The organism is Acinetobacter sp. 24-47-62 (assembly GCF_056779765.1).
On record NZ_JBWYIN010000005.1, the window covers coordinates 61,175 to 80,759 of the forward strand.

Here is a 19,585-nt window from a genome sequence, read left to right on the forward strand (position 1 = left end):
CAAAAAACCAGCAAGGCTGGAACATTGTAATAACTGGGATTCAGATGGACGATCAATCTTTAAAACAGCAAGCACTCTATTACCACGAATTTCCAACGCCAGGAAAAATCAGCGTTACTCCGAGTAAGCAACTCGTCAACCAACATGATCTAGCATTAGCATATTCCCCAGGTGTTGCAGTGCCATGTTTGGAAATTGAAAAAGACCCTTCTAAAGCAGCGCTTTATACTGCACGTGGTAACTTAGTCGCAGTCGTCAGTAATGGTACGGCAGTACTCGGTTTGGGTAATATTGGTCCCCTCGCTTCTAAACCAGTGATGGAAGGTAAAGGCGTCCTGTTTAAAAAGTTTGCAGGCGTTGATGTTTTCGATATCGAAATTGCAGAAAATGATCCAGATAAAATCGTAGATATTGTTGCTGCTCTTGAACCGACTTTCGGCGGTATTAACCTCGAGGACATTAAAGCTCCAGAATGTTTCTATATTGAACAGAAACTTCGCGAGCGTATGAATATTCCAGTTTTTCATGATGATCAGCATGGAACATCAATTATTGTAGGTTCAGCGCTTTTAAATGCTTTGCAATTGAACGGCAAAAAAATTGAAGATATCAAGATCGTCGCTTCTGGAGCAGGTGCTGCTGCACTGTCATGTCTAGATCTTCTTTGTGCGCTTGGTGCTAAAAAAGAAAATATCATTGTTGCTGACTCTCGTGGACTCTTAACAAAAAAACGTGAAGGTTTAGACGAGTCTAAAAAACGCTATGTTCAAGATATCGAAGGTTCTCAGCTTGGCGACGTAATTGCTGGTGCAGATATGTTCCTTGGTCTATCAGCTGCGGGTATTTTGACTAAAGAAATGGTCAAAGTCATGGCGAAGGATCCAATTATCTTCGCGCTTGCTAACCCAGATCCTGAAATTCTGCCTGAACATGCACATGAAGTTCGTGATGATGTCATCATGGCGACGGGTCGTTCAGACTATCCGAACCAAGTCAATAATGCGCTTTGCTTCCCATATATCTTCCGTGGTGCACTTGATGTAGGTGCAACAACCATTAACGAAGAAATGAAGATTGCATGTGTACACGCAATTGCTCGTATGGCACAGGTAGAAGCTGATGCTGCATCTTATGGTGAAAAATCTGCATCATTTGGACGTGATTACCTAATTCCACGCCCACTAGATCAACGCTTGATTCTTGAAATTGCGCCTGCTGTCGCAAAAGCTGCGATGGATTCTGGTGTAGCGACTCGTCCAATCCAAGATTTCTCCGTGTATCATCAGCGTCTTTCTGAGTTCGTTTACAACTCAGCATTTATGATGAAACCAATTTTTGCTCAAGCGAAAACTGATCCTAAACGTATTGCTTATGCGGAAGGTGAAGATCTTCGTGTTCTTCGTGCTGTTCAAATTGCAGTAGACGAAGGCTTGGCAAAACCGATCTTAGTGGGTCGTACTGCTGTGATCGAAGCGAATATTAAGAAATTAGGTTTACGTTTAGAAAATGGTGTGAATATCACTATCGTTGATCAAGAAACAAATCCTGATTACGAAAAGTTTGCTGATGATTACTATAATCTGATGATGCGTAAAGGGGTAACACCTGAGTATGCACAACGTGAATCACGTCGTCGTTCGACCCTGATTGCAGCGATGTTAGTACGCCACGGCTTAGCAGATGGTATGCTATGCGGTACGTATTCTAGCTACGATATTCATTTAGATTTCGTGAGTAATGTGATTGGTTTAAAAGAAGGTCATAACACTTTCTTTACCTTAAATGCGTTGATGCTCGAAGATCGCAACTTGTTCATTGCAGATACATACATCAATCGTAATCCTACGGCTGAACAGCTTGCTGAAATGACTATATTAGCAGCAGATGAAGTCCGTCGTTTCGGTATTACTCCACGTGTCGCATTGTTGTCGCACTCAAGTTTTGGTTCTGATCAGACTGACCCTAGCGCTCAAAAAATGCGTAAAGTGTATGAAATCCTTTCTGAAATTGCACCTGAACTTGAAGTTGAAGGTGAAATGCATGCAGATGCAGCACTTGATGAAAATATCCGTAGCTTTGCATTCCCGAACTCGCGCTTCAAAGGTTCTGCGAATCTATTGATTATGCCGAATTTAGATGCTGCAAATATTTCATTCAACCTGTTGAAGTCAACTTCAGGAAATAATGTAACAATCGGTCCAATCTTATTAGGTGCGGCTAAGCCAGTTCATATCTTAACACCAACAGCTACTACGCGCCGTGTTGTGAATATGACTGCATTAACTGTTGCAGAAATTCAAGAAGAGGAAAAAAACGCGCTCTAATCCTTTATTTAGGGCACGTTTTGTGACTTGAGAAAACCTCTATTCTGATGCATGATGGTGCTAAGAATAGAGGTTTTTTATGCAAGTTTATTTAGTAGGCGGCGCAGTGCGAGATCAGTTGCTCGGACACCCCTATCACGAAAAAGATTATGTCGTTGTCGGTGCAACACCAGAACAACTTTTAAACCAAGGTTTCCAACCTGTTGGTAAAGATTTTCCTGTATTTCTACATCCCGAAACTAAAGATGAATACGCCCTCGCTCGTACTGAGCGTAAATCTGGGCATGGTTATCATGGCTTTGAATTTTTTACCGATCCCTCGGTAACCCTTGAAGATGATTTAATTCGTCGTGATTTGACAATCAATGCAATGGCCATGAATGAAGATGGCGAGTTGTTCGACCCTTATCATGGTCATCAAGATTTGAATCAACGCATTTTACGTCACGTTTCTGATGCCTTTGCAGAGGATCCACTACGAGTATTGCGTGTTGCCCGTTTTGCAGCTCGCTATCATCAGTATGGTTTTAAAGTAGCTGAAGAAACCATAGCCTTAATGAAAAATTTGGCTGATTCTGGTGAATTGCAAGCGCTTACGCCTGAACGTGTTTGGAAAGAAACTTCTCGTGCTTTAATGGAACGTGATGCTGATATTTACTTCGAAGTCCTTCGTCAGTGTGATGCTCTCAAAATCCTCTTTCCAGAAATCGAAGCATTATTTGGTGTACCACAACGTCCTGAATACCATCCTGAAATTGACTGTGGTATTCATACCTTGATGTCATTACAACAAGCTTGTAAAGCAGACTACTCGATGGATGTACGCTTCGCAGTATTAGTGCATGATCTGGGTAAAGCACTCACGCCTAAAGATGAGTTACCTCGCCATATCATGCATGAGGAACGTGGTGTTCAGCCCGTGACTGATTTATGTGAACGTCTTAAAGTTCCGACCCAAACCAAACAATTGGCTATTGCGGTGTGCAAAGAACATCTTAAATGCCATCAGGCGTTTACATTAAAACCAGGAACACTTTGGCGTCTATTACAACGTTTAGATGTATTACGCCGTCCTGAACGTGTTGAGGCTTTTGTACAAGCATGTGAATGTGATGCCAAAGGTCGCTTAGGTCTCGAAGACCGTGAATATCCTCAAGCAAAATATGTATTAGATGCGGTACAGATTGTTCGTTCAATTAAAGCATCTGATTTACCGCCTGAGATCAAAGGCCCTGATATTGGTGAAATGCTGATCCAAAAAAGAATTGAAGCTTTGTCAATGCACCGAGAAAAATATCAATCCATTGTAAATACATAATATTTACCTCCTGAAGCTCAGGAGGTAATCGTATTTTAAAAGAATGATTGTTGAAAATATTTAAAAGAATCAATCATTGGTTTAATGATCGAAGCCACTAATAATAGCGCCATACTGTAATTGAAGATCTTTAGATGCTGTGGCGTACGCACCAAAGTTTGTAATTTTTCTCCGAGTATTCCCCAAGCTCCCGTGCATGGAATACAGACTAACCCAAACACAACACCCAAAATGATATACCAATAAAATTCACTGCCTGCAGCTAAATAAGTCGTCACCGCGCCCATTGCCATAATCCAAGCTTTTGGATTGACCCATTGAAATAATGCAGCTTGCAAAAAAGTAATGGGTTTCGCTTGAGTTTTATCTAATTCAACTGAGCCTGATTTAGCAATCTTAATAGCTAAATAGATTAAATAAGCAATACCGATCAACTTTAGAATTTCGTAAACCAATTGATTTTGGCTCAGTAATGTACCAATTCCTAGACCAACCAAAATCACCATGACCCCAAAACCGATTGCTACACCTAAAATGTGTCCATAAGTCGCACGGAGTCCAAAGTTCACTCCTGAAGTTGCGACCATCGAATTGTTAGGTCCAGGTGTTATTTATGGATGTCACAAATGAATATAGAACAAAGGATATAAATATAGAAAAAGACATATAGTCGCCTATGATTATTTTTTTTAAAACTTCACGTTGGAAAGATGAATTAAATCGAATATTAGAAGATAAAATATTAAATTTATCTAAACAAAATACATGAAAGATTAGATTATTTAAACATACTTCAATTCATACTTATAAATCATGTTTTTAAGAGCCACGACAATGCTGATTAGACCTGTAGATTCAAACCATGATGTTGCAGCGATCGCTGAATTGACTACCCAACTCGGCTATCCAACTCAAACAGAAGTTATGAAAGAACGTTTGATGAGGTTGCAAGCCCAGGAGCGTTATACAACCCTAGTATTTATCGATCATGGACAAGTTGTCGCATATATTGGTTTTGTTGAAGAAATATCATGTGAATGTGCTGATCCGTATTTTCGCATTCTAGTACTCATTGTAGATCAGGCGCATCGCGATAAAGGGATTGGTCAAAAACTGTTGGCTCACGTTGAACATATAGCCAGTCAACAAGGTATTCAAAAAATTGTGGTCAGTAGTGGTAATCGTGCTGAACGATTACCTGCACATCAGTTTTATTTAAATCACGGTTTTAAAGCGTATAGCACGACATTTGTCAAAATATTAGCTCCTCAAGATCGTCCGTTATCCTGAGGATAAAAAATCTTATGAGCGATCAGCAGGAAATGTAATCACTTGCTCTAATTTCATTTTCTCTGTTGCCACCATCAGTAAACGATCGATTCCTAATGCGATACCTGAGCATTCTGGCATTTTAGGCAATGCGGCTAAGAGATTTTCATCTATTGGCATAACATCTAAGCCTAATTTTTCGCGTTCAGCATTATCAGCTTCAAAACGGGAACGCAATACATCTGCATCAATCAACTCATCATAAGCATTTGCTAACTCTAAGCCCTCAATGTAAAGCTCAAAACGTGCTGCAACCAATTCCCCATCTTCATCAACTCGAGTTTTTGCAAGAGAAGCAAGTTCTGGTGGAAAATCCGTTAAAAATACAGGTGTATCAAAACCTAAGCTCGGTTCCACCATATGCGAAAATAACAGGTCGATATATCCTAGACGATCATCACCCAGATCTAGATTTAACCCAACACGATTACAACAATCCTTTAATTCCTCTAATGTGGATTTAAGTGGATTAAAATCTAAGCGATCTATAAATGCATGTTTATAACTTAAAATCGTAGGTCGCACTTCGCCAAAACGATGTGCCAAAGTGACATTGAGTAAATCTGTAACTTCAAACATCAAGTCTTTGAGACTAAAATCAGGTCTATACCACTCAAGCATGGTAAATTCACTGTTATGTTTACGGCCATGTTCATCATCACGAAAAACTTTACAGATTTGATAAATTGGCCCTACGCCTGCTGCCAACAGTCGTTTCATGGCAAATTCTGGTGAAGTTTGAAGATAGTGCTTTTTCAAATGACCATGCACATGACGGCTTGCCTCAACTGACGCCAAGTGGACATCAGTTACTCCAGCATGAGATAAAATTGGAGTTTCAACTTCCAAAACATCACGTTCTAAAAAAAATTGGCGAATCTGTTGATACATCCTCGCTCTGGCTTTCATGGCAGCAAAATCGCAAGTTGGTAGATAGCTCAGAGAGTCAGTCATGCCTGAGGCCCTCCATGAGCAGCCCATTCACGGCGTAATGGATATGTTTTGCGTAATTGATCAAATGAGGCTTGATCTACTTTCCCATCTTTGAGGCATGCTCTTAAGTTCTGATCATCTCTAAAGATATCGTAGATATGGTTTAATTGAGTTTTCAGCGTGTGCTTGAGATCACTATTGTTAAAATATTGTTCACATGTAGGCAATTGGGTTTCGAACTGTTTTGAAGGTTTATGGCCGAAATGCTGACAGAAAGCATCATAAATCATCTGGGTACCACGCGCTTTACCCTCAAGACTATACCCCGCAATATGCGGTGTCACCAATTGCACAAGATCAAGTAACTCTTCCGTAATGACTGGTTCATGCTCAAAGACATCTAGTACAACTTTACGACCTGTTGCTCGAATATCTGCAATCAAAGCTTGTTCTTCAATGACTGACCCACGGGCAGAATTAATTAAAATTGTAGATGGTTTAAGCTTTTTTAAGGTCTCAGCATTAAACATATGTCGGGTTGCATGCATCCCTGAAGTGGTTAATGGCACATGGATAGAAATTGCATCTGCTTTTGAAAAAACTTCATCTAAAGTGACTTGCTGAATATTTTCTCTTTGTACAAAAGGATCAACCCCGATGACGTTCCATCCCAATAATTTCGCCATATGTGCGAGTCGTGAACCGACATTACCCAGTCCAATAATGGCTAAAGTGAAATCTTGTTCTGCATCTAGCAAATGAGGATTTAGAGCTAATAACGCCGTAATAACATATTCAGAAACAGCTTGGGCATTACATCCTGCAGCATTTGACCATTGAATATTTTGCTGTTCAATTGCTGGAATGTCCAAGTGATCTGTTCCGATCGTTGCACTACCAACAAAGCTTAATGCAGTATTTTGAATGAGCGCAGAATTCACTTTCGTCACAGAACGTACTAATAAGGCTTCAGCATCGACCACATCTTCATGCTTTAAGGTACGACCAGCTTTATTATCAATATCGCCAAATTCTGAAAAGAAATAATCTGTGAATGCGAGATTTTCATCTGCAACGATTTTCATGAGCCTACCCATCAAGATTTTAGCATTATGATAACGCTTCTGGGAGGGTTAGGCTATGTGGCTCGCAGCTTGAGCGACTGACTACCAACCACATAGCACCATTCCTTAAATCAATCTAAATAGAACGTTTTTAAAGGTGGATAACCATTAAATTCGACCGAAGCATAAGAGGTTGTATAAGCTCCAGTACTTAACCAATAGAGTCGATCTCCAATGCTCAAGTTTTTAGGTAACTGATAAGGCACTTTTTCATACATGATATCAGTAGAATCACAGGTCGGGCCTGCAAGCACAACACTTGAATGCTCAGGTGCTGAATGCATTTTAGGTGTGTATATAGGATATTTGATCATCTCACCTAAAGTTTCAATTAGTCCATTAAAGACTCCCACATCCGTGTAGACCCATCGTTTATCATCATGTGCTGATTTATTGGCGATAAGAACAATCTCTGAAACAATCACACCAGCATTACCCACCAACGATCTGCCTGGCTCCAAAAATAATATCACCTGATCATCAAAGTGTTCATCAAGATAGCGTTGAATCTCGTGCGCATAACTTTGAATACTGTCAACATCAGCTAAGTAATGTGCTGGGAAACCACCACCCAAATTGATTAATTGTAAACTGATACCGTATTGGTCTTTCAAAGTATTAAATATTTGCTTCACTACCGTTAAAGCTGAACGCCATACAGTGACATCACGTTGCTGACTACCGACATGGAATGACACGCCAAAGGGTATTAAACCCAATTGTTTAGCTTTCACCATTAAATCAACCGCCATATCTGGATGGCATCCAAATTTACGTGACAGTGGCCAATCTGCTGTACCTCCCGACTCTACCATTGCCCTGACAAAGACTTTAGAGTTCGGTGCGAATTCGGCAATTTGTGCGAGATCTGCTTCCGCATCGGTGACAAATAAACGGATTCCTTTTTGGTAAGCATACTCAACGTCTGAAGCTTTTTTAATAGTATTACCGTATGAAATACGATCTGGATGAATTCCACATTCAAGCGCTTTGTCTAACTCATAAATTGATGCAACATCAAAACATGAGCCAAGTTGATCAAGTTTATGAATAATTTCACGACCTGGATTTGCTTTCACTGCATAATAAATATGGGCTTTTGGAAAGCTATTCTGCAACTCAATAAATTGAGTTTGCACTTGATCTAAATCAACAACTAAAAAAGGGCTTTGCTTTGTTTCGGCAAAATTTTGGATTTTTTTCCATTGTTGATCAGAATAGTATTTTTCTAATTGCATGTAAGATCCACTCACGTTAGCGAATAATTTAACGAAAATGGCCTTTGGCTATAAGTACTTTGGCTAGGGCCGTTGATTGTGCATATGTTGATTTTCAAGGTATGCACATTAGTCTTACATTAATCTCTATCCAATCTAAGACGATCACTCCATTCATTCAACGTTGGCTCCTCCACCAGATCTTGAAATTCAATTTGAAAGCCTTTTTCACGTAGCAATCCAACCAGCGTCATAAGACTGACTGAATCAAGTCCTAACATAAATAAATTATCCTCCTGCTGAATTTCATCTACAGGTAAATTCAATTGATGAGCGACCATATTTTTTAACTCAATCATGCTTAATTCATTCATGATCATTGCCCCTGACCTAAGGCGTTAATCACAGTCTGAGTATCCATGACTTTTGCACAGCGCCCAGTCGCATACTTTAGTGCAAGATCATGTTCTTCTCGGCTAAAATCCGCCAAGGCATCACCCACCATAAATGCTTGAATATCCAACATAAATGCTTCGGCAGCTGTTAATAAGCAACCAATATGGGCATATACTCCACAAATCACTAATTGATCGCGATTGGCTTGTTTGATTTGCTGCTCAAAATCACTTTTTTTAAATGCGCTATAGCGCCATTTTGTCAGCACGGTGTCTTCATTTTTTGGTTGAAGTGGATCAATAATTTTGGTCAATGCTGGATCAGCTGACAAACCTTTACCCCAAAAATCCGTTAATAGTTGACGATGTTCTTGCGTCTGATCTCCAGGTTGTGCGGTGTAATAGACTGGAATTCCTAGTGCATGTGCCTGATCAATAAGGGCTTTACAATTTCGGATTAATGTGGGAATGGGCGCTTGGGTCTGATCGTAAAAATCTAAAAAATATTGCTGAACATCATGTACCAATAAAACCGACCGTGACGCATCTAAAGTCCAATCAACTTTGTTAACTGGAAAATCTTGAGCAGATGGCATGGGATAACTTGCAATACGTGGGATTGCCATATTTTATTTCCTTCGTTAAATCGTGTCTTCGGTGAGGCGTTTTCTGAGTTGTTTCTTGTCGATTTTGCCCAATGCCGTATAAGGCATTTCTTCAATAAATTCGATGCGATCTGGGATCTTATAGGTCGCCAGACCGTATGCTTGAACGAATTGTCTAATTTGCAGTTTCAGCCTTGTTTCTGATGCATCTTGATCGTTAGGTCGCCATTGAATAAATGCACAACTTTTTTCTCCTAACTTTGGATCTGGTTGTGCAACCAAGGCAGACAAGATGATTTGTTGGTGTTGATTTAAAACCTGTTCGACTTCTTCCGTCGCGATTTTTTCACCGCCACGATTAATTTGTTCCTTACTTCGTCCTTCAACAATAATATTGCCTTCTGGCGTTAATCGTACTAAATCACCAGTGCGATAAAATCCATCTAAGGTAAAAGCACTTCGATTATGTTCTGAAGCCTGATAATAACCTCTAATGGTATAAGGGCCGCGAGTTAAAAGATGCCCCACCTCACCCAATGGCAGCTCGTGATCCTCCTCATCGACGATTTTTATTTCATCATCTGGACTTATACGGGAACCTTGGGTACCTATAATGACTTCTTTCGGATCATCGTAACGCGTGTAATTCACCAAGCCTTCTGCCATACCAAATACTTGTTGTAATCGGCATTGGTATTGATCAATCAACTTTTCAGCTAAAGCATCTGGCAACCTTGCTCCACCGACCTGTAAAGCCGTTAATTTTTTAAAAATATTTGTTGCGCCATTTTGAACAGCTTCAGCCCATGTTGCTGCTAATGCAGGGACAAGAGCAACATGCGTGATATTGTGCGATTCAATGAGTGGAAATGCTGTTTGGGGAGAAGGATCTTTCGCTAAAACAAGTGTTCCACCTGCATAAAATAGACCCAATGAACCAGCCGAACTCATACTGAAATTATGTGCTACTGGAAGCACCATAAGCATACGGCTTGCTGTATCAAGCTCACAAATATCTGTACTGGCACGAACACTATACAAATAGTCATCATGTGTTCTTGGTATAAGTTTCGGTGTGCCAGTACTGCCCCCTGAAAGTTGAAAAAAAGCCACATGGCGAGCCGTTATTTTGGGCTTTGAAACCATATGATTTTTAAACGATGCAAGATTCGGCCAAGGATCAAAATCGCCTGCATCACCAACGACAATCACTTGCTGTAAAGTCGGACATCTGCGCTGGCACTCTTGCGCTAAGAATCTGTAATCAAAGCCTAGATGCTTATCTGCACAGATATACAATTTGGCATCTGTTTGCTGAATAAAATGACTTACTTCGGCATGACGGTGTGCTGGTAAACTCATCACTGGTCGCATCCCTATCCGCAAAGCTGCAAAATAAGCAATAAAAAACTCTGCTATATTTGGCATTTGAATCACAACAGCATCTGCCAGCCCATAGCCTTGTTTAGTCAAGAAGACTGCAAATTGTTCAATATTTTGATTCAGCTCTTGATAAGAATACTGGCGATCACCACAAATCAATGCCACCTGATTGGCAAATTTCTGGGCTGATTCTTGAAAAAACTCTGAAATGGTTTGACCTTTCCAATATCCCTTTTGAATGTACCGTTGTACGAATTCTTCTGGGTATGGCACGATGCCATCCCAGAGCAAAGACTCGTCATTTATATTTGCATTCATTTTATTCCCCATGATTTAAGTGCTGAGAATCTAAACCCAATGCATTTAACATCGTTTTAAATTTCACGATGGTTTCTGACAGTTCACTGTTCGGCTGTGAAGCTTCAACAATTCCTGCACCCGCATAAAGACGCGCATAATGGTCAAAGATACGCCCACAACGTACATTCACTGCCCAAGCACCATTCCCTCGGGCATCACACCACCCCATAGTTCCTGCGAATAAGTTACGGTTAAAAGGCTCTAGTTCCGAAATCAACTGGCGAGCCATAGGGGCTGGTTGTCCACAGACTGCTGGCGTTGGATGTAAAATTGAGACCACATCAAAGATATGTTGCTCTGGATCTTTCAACGTTCCCTGAATTTTGGTCGCCAAGTGCCAAACCGCCTCTGTTTTAATCAGTGAAGGTGATTGTGGGATATTGAGCGTTTTGCACAAGGGAGAGAGTTGATCTGCAATGGCTTCGATGACCACGGCGTGTTCATGCTGATCTTTTTGCGAAGCAAGCAATTTTTCAGCTTGTTGTTGATCCAGTGTTGGATCTGAATGACGTGCTAATGTTCCTGCAACTGGATGGCTAAACAAATATTCATTTTGCTTCGCAACGAGAAGTTCTGGACTTGCCCCCATAAACCAACCAGATTGTTTTGGGTTTTGGGCCAATGCAAATGTGTAGCCATCAGGATTAGAGGCCAACAACTGGTAAAATAAATCAATAATATTAATTTTGTGTTGGGTTTTAAGATCAATTGCCCGAGCCAACACTGCTTTTTCTAGCGGTGATGACCTCATCAATTCAACCAATTTGACGACTCCAGCAATGTATTCCTCTTGTGCTGGGATGAGAGTCGCTTGCACTTGATCATCAAGAAAAGACTGAGCCGAATGATCAATGCGCTCATTTACAAATGTGTTTTTTGCTTCCGCAATCGAGATTTCTGGTAAATCTCGATGATCAAAAGGCAAGCTCCCGACCAAAATAAGATCTTTATTCGCTGTTAATTCGATTTTTTTTTGTAGTGTAGATTTTGCTTGTTCGAGCCACTGTGCTTGCTGCTGATTAAAATTTAAATGAGAAGCTCGATCAAATTCGATATGTTCAATTAACTTTTTACTTGAAATGGTCCCCGTTGGCGTTGCGAACACGAAGCCAGGTTGATCTTCCTCAATTAACTCTTCCTTTTTTATGCCTATCATATTTTGAAAAACTGACGGTTCTATTGGCAACATATTTGTTCTCACGATTATCTGTTCGCACTGCGTGCATCAAACTTTCAACATTCACAAAAGGACAACCTCTAGGAGTTGAACGCAACCAATATAATAATTATTATTCCCAATTGAAAATGATTATCGTTTCAATTTGTTAATAAAATTAAAGGATACTTAAATGGGTTTATATATCGTGACGGGTGCAGCCAGAGGAATTGGCGCTGAAATTTGTCGTCAACTATTGCAGAAGGATCATCAAGTCATTGCAATTGATCGGATCGATGACATCAATCAATGGGAACTTTTTAAATTAATTCCTGAAGCATCACTCAACCATCTAGACCACATCAGCTGTGACATTAGTAAGACCAATGAGATTATTCAGCACATTGAAAATTCTATACTTTTTAAAGGCACGATCACGGGTTTAGTGAATGCTGTAGGAGTCTTAGAAATGGGATCTTTATTAAATACATCTGTTGAACAATGGCATGAAAATTTGTCGATAAATTTCATTGGCCCTGCCGAACTTAGTCGTTGGGTCGCTCACCAAATGATTCCACAAAGAGAAGGTGCGATTGTGAGCATCAGTTCAAATGCAGCCCTCATTCCAAGAATGAATATGGGTTTGTATGCAACGACCAAAGCTACAGTGAGTCACTATTTTAAAAATCTTGCGTTGGAACTCGCGCCTCACAATATTCGCTGCAACTTAGTTTTACCTGGCTCAACCCTTACACAAATGCAAAAACAACTATGGACTGAGGATCGCCCTCCAGCAGGCATTGTCAACGGAAATCTAGAACAATTCCGAAATGGTATTCCATTGCAAAAGATTGCTGAGGCTGAAGATATTGCCAATGCCGTGATGTTTTTACTTTCAGAGCAAGCACGCCAAATCACAATGCACGAATTGGTGGTTGATGGTGGAGCAACTCTAGGCGTGTAACAGCCCTATTGCCTCATTCAAAGGATAAACTGCCAGACTATTCTGGCAGTGGTTTGTGAATTTGAAGTTGTTCAAAAACAAGTTCTGGTTGAGCTAACCAAGTTTTCATCATCCCCATAAAATCATACCAATAAGCTTTGAGACTTGGCACATCATAAAGTTCTTTATGGCCGTCAACAGCGAGATACAAACGCTCAATACCATTAACAAACTTATTGGTAATCGCGGTATCAAAGTCTTCAATTGGGCCAGCGGATATGGTTGTTTTTGTTAACTTACACCCTTCGAAATGTTCAGGTAAAGGATAAGGAATCCAATTCACAATAGGTCCAAACAAGATATTTTCATAGGGATCAAAATCTTCTAATACAAATCGCATTTGCTCAAAATAGCTTTGCTGATGCGGTCGAATTTCGGCAAACCTTTTCGTTAATAATAAAATGATTTCTTTTAAGTTTTCTTGTCCAGTAATGCCCAACCTTAATGGCAGGATATTCATGACTAAGCAAGGAATACGCATAGATGAAGTACCCAACCGAGACATAAAAGGTACCCCAAAGCATTGTTGAGGATCTTTAGACTGTTTTATTAAATAACTCATCATCACTGCCATGACAATAAGAGCACTGGGCAATTTTAATTCAGTTGCTAACGCATTTAATTGTATCTGTGTAGGCCAATCAATTACCTCTTCATAACGCGGCCCTTGTGAAAATGGTTCTTTTAATTTTTGTTTAAGTCGTTTCTTAGGGGCTTTCTCATACGAAAAATTAGCCTTCCAAAAGTCTAAATCTTTTTTAGCTTTTTCAGAGTGAAGGTAGTGCTGTTCATCTGCAATAAACTTTTCATAATGATCGAACCCTTTAATTTTTAATTCAGTACCATTTTTGAGAGATTGATAATAATCAATAAATCGGCTAATCATCAGTCCGTAAGCGTAGCCATCTAATGCAACGTGATGCGCTTTAAAAAATAATCCATACTTTTGCTCACCTAAGTGAGCAAACACATAGTCATATAAATGACCGGATTCTAAATTAAATGCTGGTTCTACTTCTTTTTCAGCCCACGCTAAAATTTCCTCCTCATCAAGCTGAGATAAATCAACGAAGCTAGGTTTCCGTATCGTCACATCATCTACTCGATAAACGTGTTCGCCCTGAACCAAAGCTCGCCAATGAAGCGATTTAGCTTCCTTTAATGTGAGATAAACTGCTTTTTGAAAAAGCTCTCGATCTAATGGTCCCTCAATAACCAACCACTCCGCCGTATGAAAAGGATAACTGCCATGATAATGATGTCCTTTCCACATACTGTGTTGTGCACGAGTTAATAGATCATGGGATTCATTGATTTGCATAAGACAACCGCATATATTTAATTTTCATTATAAAATCAAAGCTTTACAAAATATCCTAACCTTCATATTTTGTGATTACACTTTGGCACAAAAAGATTATTAAATATAATGATTATCATTTGCAAATTTAATTTGTTTGATTTAGATTAATAACCATTCAAATCTGTCGACTGACGCACGTGTTACTGTATCGACGATCTTCACTCCATTGATAAGTACAGAAGATTAAATAATGACGACACAATCTCCTCCTCTAGCTCGACATATTTCTGTCCATTCAACAGAACAAATTTCCACTCATTTACAGCGTATTAGGTTTAAAAGTGAAGATTTCACAGGTTATGCAAAATGTGATGGTGGTGCGCACATCAAATTGTTTTTTCCGAACCCTGATCAACAAGCACCTGACCTCCCGTTTCGAAATTCTTTAGGCAAAATTACGTGGCCAAATGGAAAGAAACCAATTACTCGGACATATACTGTTCGAGATTTCGATGAAGAACTGCAACTTTTAGTCATCGATTTTGTAAGACATGAAGATTTTGGTATAGCGGCTGATTGGGCGAAGCATGCGAGTCCAGGGGACTTATTAGGTCTAGCTGGTCCAGGAGGACCAGCACGTTTTAAAATCGATGCAGAATATTGGATTTTTGTTGGAGATCTTTCAGCAATCCCGATGATCGCTGCCTCTCTTGAACAATTACCAAAAGACGCCCATGGTGAAGTTTGGATCGAGATTGAAGATGATTCAGACCAAATACATCTGAATAAACCTGAACACATTAAGCTTCATTGGTGCAAAGGCCCTCATGAATTGAATAATAACATCCGTCATTCTTTGCAAAACTTAGACTGGAAAAATAAAGATATTTCAGTATCACTGGCGGGTGAAAATTCAACGGTGGTTGAACTTCGTAAAATACTGAGACAAAACTTTCAGCTACCCAAAAGCAATTTATATGCTGTGCCTTATTGGAAGCAAGGTCACAACGAAGAGGCTTATCATGAGGAACGCCATCAAGTGATGGATGCCGTTGAATAAGTGAATAGAATTATTTTAATGAAATATGTAGAAAGATATGAAATATAAAATTGTAATTATGTTGAGTGCTATCACTCTCTTCACAGCATGCTCTCAGTCGAATGAACCTTCTTCACGAGACAGTAAAGCGACGGTTGAATCTCAAATAAATACGACACGACAAATTGAAGATGCTTTAGGTCGTCAAGTTACGATTCCTGTTCAGCCACAACGTGTTGTGGTTTTAAGTGAACTTGATTTGGATAGTGCTATTGCGCTTGGAATAAAACCTATAGGCAGTAGTTATGTTCGAGGTCAAAGTAATTTTCCAGATTACCTCAAAAATGAAACACAACAGATCGCCTCCGTCGGTAACTTTGGACAACCGAGCATGGAACAAATTCTCACGTTACAACCTGACTTAATTATTGCTGGAAGCATGATTGATACACAAATGATTAATCAATTGCAGCAGATTGCACCCACTGCAGTCAGTTTTGCACGCGGAGAGCCATGGAAAGACAGTTTCAAAAAGGTAGCTCATTTATTAAACAAAGAACAACAAGCCCAAAAAGCTCTAGAAGCGTACGATCAATATGCGCAAGAAGCTCAACAGAAATTACATGCTCAACAAGGTCAATCAGTCAGTGTCATTCGTTGGACAGCCAATGGACCTGTGTATATGTTAAATGATTCATTTGCGAGCCAAGTTTTAAAAGATATTGGCTTAACACGACCTCAACATCAGCAACAACCAGGTGCAAGCCATACGCCTCCAATCAGTCGAGAGCGTTTTGATCAAATTGATGCAGACTGGCTCATCATTGGCAGTCATCTAAACGCGGAAAAGCAACTGGCAGAACTAGAAAAATTACCAGAATTCCAACGTCTTAATGCTGCAAAAAACAAGCATTATTTCGTGGTTGATGCATCTATGTGGACTGGCATAGGTGGACCACATGCTGCTCGACATGCCATTGATGATGTAATGAAGCATCTCCATAATTAACATGCTGACGAATGCTACAACTGTACTTGACCGATTCCCGCTGATGGGAATCGTGCTTAGCTTGATTATTTTATGTTGCGCTGTTTTGTCGATCGCGTACGGCGCTGGTCAGCCCTACTTTACAGACAGTTTGCAACTTATTCTTCAGGCACTAAGTCAATGGTCCTTAGAACCAATCACTCCCCTATTGGAAATTAGAATTCCACGTACTATTGCGGCGGTGAGTGTCGGATTAGCTTTAGCGATCTCAGGCGTCATCCTTCAAAACTTGCTTAAAAACCCTTTGGCTGATAGTGGATTAATCGGAATTAATAGTGGTGCATCTCTTGCCATTGTTTTGGCCATTGTTCTTCAAATGGATACCTTCGGACTATTTTTTTGGGCGCTAATTGGTGCATTAGTGAGTGCCTTATTGGTCTTTGCCATCACCCCTCGTCAAATGACAGATCAAAGCTCACTTACACGTTTAGTCTTGGCTGGACTGGCGATCACCAGTACATTCCAAGGTTTTATGGCTGCCATTCTTCTGAGTTTCCAAAATGGTTTAGATGACTATCGTTTTTGGGTTTTAGGTTCGCTCAATCGCGTCGATATTCAATATCTCAGTCTTGCACTAATTTTAATGGCGATCGGACTCATCATCGCTATATTGGTAATACGCCCTCTAGGTCTTAGCTTAGTTGGTGATCAACTGGCGAATAGCTTAGGCTTAAATACGAAACTACTTGATGCATTCTGCATTTTAGCTGTGGTTTTATTAACTGGAAGTGCCGTTGCATTAACAGGACCAATTGCCTTTTTAGGCTTGATTGCACCTTACTTTGCACGAGCTATTGGTGCTCAGAGTATTCAGAAACAACTCATCTATAGCGGACTATTTGGCATGTTGTTGTTGCTGATCGCGGATATCATTGCACGTGCAGTCGTGCAACCTTTCGAAGCCCCTGTCAGTATTCTTTTAGCCTTATTAGGTGCGCCTATTTTAATATGGATGGTGCGTCAAAATAACTTACAAAATATCATTCAAGCGGAGAAATAATATGTCTTCTCTGTTGAGTCGTTTAAAACAAAAATCAGTGATAAAGGCTTGGATAATCATTGCGATTCTACTGATATCACTTAGTTTATTTAGCCTGATGTACGGCGAAATCACATTAAATTTGAATACGCTATGGAATGTATTTACAGGCAATGCGTCAGCTCCACATCAACTTCTCGTTGAAAAGATTAGATTACCACGACTTTTGGCGGCCTTATTGATTGGCGCTGCACTCGCCTTATCTGGTCTCATTCTTCAAATTATCACCAAAAATCCTCTTGCAAGCCCAGATGTTTTTGGTATCAGTGACAGTGCAGTGCTTGCTTTGGCATTCACCATTCTCCTCTCAAGTTCTAGTATGTTAGGTCAATGGTGGCAAGCATTAATGGGTGCGATCTTCTGTGTTTTTTTTATTTTAATTGCTTCAGGCGGCGTAGGAACACAGGGGTATCGTATCTTGGTCATCGGGGTCGGAGTTGCAACACTCATGAAAGCCAGTTTTGACCTTATCCTTGCGACACTGCCAGTAATGCACACCAGTAATATTTTAATTTTTAGTAGTGGTAGTTTGATTGGTCGCAGCTACAGCATCTTGCTACCAACTTCGATTTTTATCATGCTGCTTGTCAGTATTATTGTGCTGTGGCAGCGACTGTTTAGTGCAATGGTTCTCCCTGATTCTGTCATTAATAGTTTAGGAGAACCCTTATCCAAAATTAGACTGATGCTCATTATTATTGCTGCCTTTCTCGCTGGGACAGCTGTCAGTATTGCGGGCCCCATTGGATTCGTGGCTATTGCCGCACCAATCATCGCATTTAAATCATTTCCTCATCATTTATTTCCGATTTTCCCAACCATGTGTATTGGTGCATTAATGGTTTTAAGTGCCGATTTACTTGGAAAAAATTTGCTTGCCCCTGTCGAAATTCCCGCAGGCATTATTAGCGGCATGGTTGGTGGTCCACTGTTGTTGTGGTTGTTATATCGTCATTCTAGAAGTATGAGTCGTACATGAGTTTAATCATCAATCAATTAAGTGCTGGATATAATCATCATCAAGTTTTGAAGGGTATCAATGCTGAATTTCAGCAGGGTCAAGTCATCGTCCTCATTGGTCCAAATGGCTGTGGAAAATCGACCTTGTTAAAATGTATTGCTCAAATTCATCCATATGATCAAGGCGAAGTCATTTGGGAAAAAAATCAACTGAATATACTCAGTAAAAAGTTGCTCGCTAAACAACTTGCATTACTTCCACAGCATGTAACTGCACCCAACGGCATGACAGTTGAGCAGTTAGTACGCTTCGGTCGTTTTCCACATCAAGGTTGGTTTAAACGACTGAACATCGAAGACCAAAAAGCGATTGATGACGCCTTGTCTGCGACCCATTTAAGCGAATTAAAAAATCAAAATTTAAGCAATCTATCAGGAGGTCAACGTCAACGTGCATGGATCGCAATGGTCCTCGCACAACAGACCCCTTTAATTCTTTTAGATGAACCAATCAGTATGCTCGATATCGGTCATCAAGCCGATATTTTAAATTTAGTCCGCTCTCTAGCCTCACAAGGTAAAACCATAGTGATGGTTCTACATGAATTAGCCACTGCTGCACGCTGTGCCGATTTTCTAGTTGCCATGAAAGATGGTCAAATCATTGCACAAGGAAAATCAGAAGATGTTTTAACAAAGCAATTAGTTCATCAACTCTATAACTTAGATGCTGAAGTCAGACTGGTTGAAGATGATCAACACAAAAAAAGGTTACTGGTCATCCCAAATAAGTTTGGTGATTAAACACTCGAATAAAAAGCTTGAATATATAGAATAAAAAAAGCCCTGACAAATGTCAGGGCTTTTTGAATTTGGCGGAAGCGGTGAGATTCGAACTCACGGAGGACTCACACCCTCGTCGGTTTTCAAGACCGGTGCATTAAACCGCTCTGCCACGCTTCCATGTGCGCCATAATACGAAGCTTTTCATATCATGACAAGTAAAAATTACAATCAAACCATTCAAGTGAATATAGTTTCACCAAATG

18 protein-coding genes and 1 tRNA gene are annotated in these 19,585 nt (G+C 40.1%); 9 read left to right on the forward strand and 10 right to left on the reverse strand.

Translation table 11 applies throughout. The features are described from left to right. Positions 1 to 44 precede the first annotated feature (44 nt). Positions 45 to 2,324, forward strand: a complete 2,280-nt coding sequence (locus AC1M87_RS05305; protein WP_481593144.1) for an NADP-dependent malic enzyme — start codon at positions 45 to 47, stop codon at positions 2,322 to 2,324. Between the two features lie 79 nt (positions 2,325 to 2,403). Continuing rightward, positions 2,404 to 3,642: a multifunctional CCA addition/repair protein gene (locus AC1M87_RS05310; protein WP_035266499.1), complete on the forward strand. Its 1,239-nt coding sequence runs from the start codon at positions 2,404 to 2,406 to the stop codon at positions 3,640 to 3,642. A 35-nt stretch (positions 3,643 to 3,677) separates the two neighbouring features. On the opposite strand, the gene AC1M87_RS05315 is transcribed toward AC1M87_RS05310, so the two are convergent. Then, entirely contained in the window at positions 3,678 to 4,229 is a 552-nt protein-coding gene (locus tag AC1M87_RS05315; protein ID WP_481593145.1) for a LysE family translocator, read from the reverse strand. Between the two features lie 247 nt (positions 4,230 to 4,476). Here AC1M87_RS05315 and AC1M87_RS05320 point away from each other — a divergent pair, with 247 nt between their 5' ends. After that, positions 4,477 to 4,932 carry a GNAT family N-acetyltransferase gene (locus AC1M87_RS05320; RefSeq protein ID WP_481593146.1) on the forward strand — a complete coding sequence of 152 codons (456 nt, stop codon included), beginning with the start codon at positions 4,477 to 4,479 and terminating at the stop codon, positions 4,930 to 4,932. A gap of 12 nt (positions 4,933 to 4,944) precedes the next feature. Here AC1M87_RS05320 and epmA read toward each other — a convergent pair whose 3' ends face one another. The 7 genes from epmA to AC1M87_RS05355 form a co-directional block, all read right to left on the reverse strand. Continuing rightward, the gene (epmA, locus tag AC1M87_RS05325) at positions 4,945 to 5,925 is read right to left on the reverse strand and encodes an EF-P lysine aminoacylase EpmA (protein ID WP_481588506.1); all 981 of its coding nucleotides are present in this window, start codon (positions 5,923 to 5,925) and stop codon (positions 4,945 to 4,947) included. Next, the gene (locus tag AC1M87_RS05330; protein ID WP_481593147.1) at positions 5,922 to 6,989 is read right to left on the reverse strand and encodes a 4-phosphoerythronate dehydrogenase; all 1,068 of its coding nucleotides are present in this window, start codon (positions 6,987 to 6,989) and stop codon (positions 5,922 to 5,924) included. The genes epmA and AC1M87_RS05330 overlap by 4 nt, the downstream gene beginning before the upstream one ends. A gap of 110 nt (positions 6,990 to 7,099) precedes the next feature. Continuing rightward, positions 7,100 to 8,266, reverse strand: coding sequence for a type III PLP-dependent enzyme (locus AC1M87_RS05335; protein WP_481593148.1), 1,167 nt, complete (start codon positions 8,264 to 8,266; stop codon positions 7,100 to 7,102). Positions 8,267 to 8,385: 119 nt separating this feature from the next. Then, positions 8,386 to 8,619, reverse strand: coding sequence for a phosphopantetheine-binding protein (locus AC1M87_RS05340; RefSeq protein WP_481593149.1), 234 nt, complete (start codon positions 8,617 to 8,619; stop codon positions 8,386 to 8,388). 2 nt (positions 8,620 to 8,621) lie between these two features. Further along, positions 8,622 to 9,266, reverse strand: coding sequence for an isochorismatase family protein (locus AC1M87_RS05345; protein ID WP_481593150.1), 645 nt, complete (start codon positions 9,264 to 9,266; stop codon positions 8,622 to 8,624). Between the two features lie 15 nt (positions 9,267 to 9,281). Next, positions 9,282 to 10,946: a (2,3-dihydroxybenzoyl)adenylate synthase gene (locus tag AC1M87_RS05350; protein ID WP_481593151.1), complete on the reverse strand. Its 1,665-nt coding sequence runs from the start codon at positions 10,944 to 10,946 to the stop codon at positions 9,282 to 9,284. A gap of 1 nt (position 10,947) precedes the next feature. Further along, positions 10,948 to 12,177, reverse strand: a complete 1,230-nt coding sequence (locus AC1M87_RS05355) for an isochorismate synthase (RefSeq protein ID WP_481593152.1) — start codon at positions 12,175 to 12,177, stop codon at positions 10,948 to 10,950. A gap of 160 nt (positions 12,178 to 12,337) precedes the next feature. Between AC1M87_RS05355 and AC1M87_RS05360 the strand changes: the two genes are divergently transcribed. Beyond that, entirely contained in the window at positions 12,338 to 13,108 is a 771-nt protein-coding gene (locus AC1M87_RS05360) for an SDR family oxidoreductase (RefSeq protein ID WP_481593153.1), read from the forward strand. 37 nt (positions 13,109 to 13,145) lie between these two features. On the opposite strand, the gene AC1M87_RS05365 is transcribed toward AC1M87_RS05360, so the two are convergent. Beyond that, on the reverse strand, positions 13,146 to 14,468 hold the full coding sequence (locus AC1M87_RS05365) for a condensation domain-containing protein (protein ID WP_481593154.1): 1,323 nt from the start codon (positions 14,466 to 14,468) through the stop codon (positions 13,146 to 13,148). Positions 14,469 to 14,700: 232 nt separating this feature from the next. Between AC1M87_RS05365 and AC1M87_RS05370 the strand changes: the two genes are divergently transcribed. The 5 genes from AC1M87_RS05370 to AC1M87_RS05390 are packed head-to-tail and all read left to right on the forward strand — an operon-like array spanning position 14,701 to position 19,340. Beyond that, the gene (locus AC1M87_RS05370) at positions 14,701 to 15,510 is read left to right on the forward strand and encodes a siderophore-interacting protein (protein ID WP_481593155.1); all 810 of its coding nucleotides are present in this window, start codon (positions 14,701 to 14,703) and stop codon (positions 15,508 to 15,510) included. A 37-nt stretch (positions 15,511 to 15,547) separates the two neighbouring features. Beyond that, positions 15,548 to 16,498: an ABC transporter substrate-binding protein gene (locus AC1M87_RS05375; RefSeq protein WP_481593156.1), complete on the forward strand. Its 951-nt coding sequence runs from the start codon at positions 15,548 to 15,550 to the stop codon at positions 16,496 to 16,498. Position 16,499: 1 nt separating this feature from the next. Continuing rightward, complete coding sequence (locus AC1M87_RS05380; RefSeq protein WP_481593157.1) at positions 16,500 to 17,537, forward strand: FecCD family ABC transporter permease; 1,038 nt, start codon at positions 16,500 to 16,502, stop codon at positions 17,535 to 17,537. A gap of 1 nt (position 17,538) precedes the next feature. Beyond that, positions 17,539 to 18,555, forward strand: a complete 1,017-nt coding sequence (locus AC1M87_RS05385) for a FecCD family ABC transporter permease (protein ID WP_481593158.1) — start codon at positions 17,539 to 17,541, stop codon at positions 18,553 to 18,555. Further along, positions 18,552 to 19,340: an ABC transporter ATP-binding protein gene (locus AC1M87_RS05390; RefSeq protein WP_092765983.1), complete on the forward strand. Its 789-nt coding sequence runs from the start codon at positions 18,552 to 18,554 to the stop codon at positions 19,338 to 19,340. Before AC1M87_RS05385 ends, AC1M87_RS05390 begins: the two co-directional genes overlap by 4 nt. 69 nt (positions 19,341 to 19,409) lie before the next feature. On the opposite strand, the gene AC1M87_RS05395 is transcribed toward AC1M87_RS05390, so the two are convergent. Next, positions 19,410 to 19,499 (reverse strand) — tRNA-Ser (locus AC1M87_RS05395). Positions 19,500 to 19,585: the final 86 nt, after the last annotated feature.